At 54.4% G+C, this 2,500-nt stretch carries 1 rRNA gene (cut by a window edge); it reads left to right on the top strand.

Annotation, left to right across the window (positions count from 1 at the left end):
• Positions 1 to 2,407 (top strand): 23S ribosomal RNA (locus H7F49_RS18745) (it extends 386 nt beyond the left edge of the window).
• Positions 2,408 to 2,500: the final 93 nt, after the last annotated feature.

The raw sequence follows: 2,500 nt of genomic DNA, 5'->3' as shown, positions 1-2,500 counted from the left end.
TGGAGAAGGACTCGAGTAGGGCGGGACACGTGAAATCCTGTCTGAACATGGGGGGACCACCCTCCAAGCCTAAATACTCGTACATGACCGATAGCGAACACAGTACCGTGAGGGAAAGGTGAAAAGCACCCCGATGAGGGGAGTGAAACAGTACCTGAAACCGAATGCTTACAAGCAGTGGGAGCCTCTTTAGGGGGTGACCGCGTACCTCTTGCATAATGGGTCAGTGACTTAGTTTATCGAGCAAGCTTAAGCCGTTAGGTGTAGGCGCAGCGAAAGCGAGTCTGAATAGGGCGACAGAGTTCGATGAATTAGACCCGAAACCCGGTGATCTAGGCATGACCAGGCTGAAGGTGCGGTAACACGCACTGGAGGGCCGAACCGTTGCATGTTGAAAAATGCTCGGATGAGTTGTGTTTAGGGGTGAAAGGCCAATCAAACCGGGAAATAGCTGGTTCTCCGCGAAATCTATTGAGGTAGAGCGTCGGATGTATGCCGTTGGGGGTAGAGCACTGGATGGGTGCGGGGGTCGCGAGATCTACCAATCCTAACCAAACTCCGAATACCAACGAGTCTTATCCGGCAGACAGACGGCGGGTGCTAAGGTCCGTCGTCAAAAGGGAAACAGCCCTAACCTACAGCTAAGGTCCCCAAGTCATCACTAAGTGGGAAAGCATGTGGGATTTCCAAAACAACCAGGAGGTTGGCTTAGAAGCAGCCATCCTTTAAAGAAAGCGTAACAGCTCACTGGTCTAAATAAGAGATCCTGCGGCGAAGATGTATCGGGGCTAAAGTGATGCACCGAAGCTTAGGGTTCGGACTTCGGTCCGAGCGGTAGCGGAGCGTTCCGTAAGCCTGTGAAGCGGTCTGGTAATGGGCCGTGGAGGTATCGGAAGTGCGAATGCTGACATGAGTAGCGACAAAGAGGGTGAGATGCCCTCTCGCCGAAAGACCAAGGGTTCCTGCTTAAAGCTAATCTGAGCAGGGTGAGCCGGCCCCTAAGACGAGCCCGAAGGGGGTAGTCGATGGGAACCACGTTAATATTCGTGGGCCTGGTGGTGTGTGACGGATCGCTTACGTTGTACGTTCTTATCGGATTGAACGTGCTTCCACGCGGTTCCAGGAAATAGCCCCACCGTATAGACCGTACCCGAAACCGACACAGGTGGTCAGGTAGAGTATACCAAGGCGCTTGAGAGAAGTATCCTGAAGGAACTCGGCAAATTGCCTCCGTACCTTCGGAAGAAGGAGGCCCTGTCTATGCGCAAGCACTGGCAGGGGGCACAGGCCAGGGGGTAGCGACTGTTTAGCAAAAACACAGGACTCTGCTAAGTCGGCTTCAAGACGACGTATAGGGTCTGACGCCTGCCCGGTGCCGGAAGGTTAAGAGGAGGAGTGCAAGCTCCGAATTGAAGCCCCGGTAAACGGCGGCCGTAACTATAACGGTCCTAAGGTAGCGAAATTCCTTGTCGGGTAAGTTCCGACCTGCACGAATGGCGTAACGACTTCCCCACTGTCTCCAGGATATGCTCAGCGAAATTGAATTCTCCGTGAAGATGCGGAGTACCCGCGGTTAGACGGAAAGACCCCGTGCACCTTTACTGCAGCTTCAGAGTGGCATTAGGAAAGAATTGTGTAGCATAGGTGGGAGGCTTTGAAGCACCGGCGCCAGCTGGTGTGGAGCCATAGGTGAAATACCACCCTGTTGTTTTCTGATGTCTAACCCAGGACCGTTAGCCGGTTCGGGGACCCTCTGTGGCGGGTAGTTTGACTGGGGCGGTCGCCTCCTAAAGAGTAACGGAGGCGCGCGATGGTAGGCTCAGGACGGTTGGAAACCGTCTGTTAGAGTGCAATGGCATAAGCCTGCCTGACTGCGAGACTGACGAGTCGAGCAGAGACGAAAGTCGGTCATAGTGATCCGGTGGTCCCTCGTGGAAGGGCCATCGCTCAACGGATAAAAGGTACGCCGGGGATAACAGGCTGATGATTCCCAAGAGCTCATATCGACGGAATCGTTTGGCACCTCGATGTCGGCTCATCACATCCTGGGGCTGGAGCAGGTCCCAAGGGTTTGGCTGTTCGCCAATTAAAGTGGTACGTGAGCTGGGTTCAGAACGTCGCGAGACAGTTTGGTCCCTATCTGCCGTGGGCGTCGATACTTGAGAGGAGTTGCCCCTAGTACGAGAGGACCGGGGTGAACATGCCTCTGGTGTACCTGTCGTTCCGCCAGGAGCGCAGCAGGGTAGCTATGCATGGACGGGATAACCGCTGAAAGCATCTAAGCGGGAAGCCTCCCTCAAGATAAGGTATCTTCGAGTCGTGATAGACCATCACGTTGATAGGCCGGGTGTGGAAGTGCGGTAACGCATGGAGCTAACCGGTCCTAATAACTCTGATCATGCTTGAGAGTCCCACCATCAATGACAGCCCTGCACCGCAGGGCTTCGGCGAGGACGGACGATCATCCAGCCACATCACAACATCAAAAGACATCGATTAA

Source organism: Novosphingobium aerophilum, assembly GCF_014230305.1.
GTDB lineage: Bacteria > Pseudomonadota > Alphaproteobacteria > Sphingomonadales > Sphingomonadaceae > Novosphingobium > Novosphingobium aerophilum.
The sequence above is the reverse complement of the archived record's forward strand: the minus strand, read 5'-3'. Positions and strand labels throughout refer to the sequence as shown.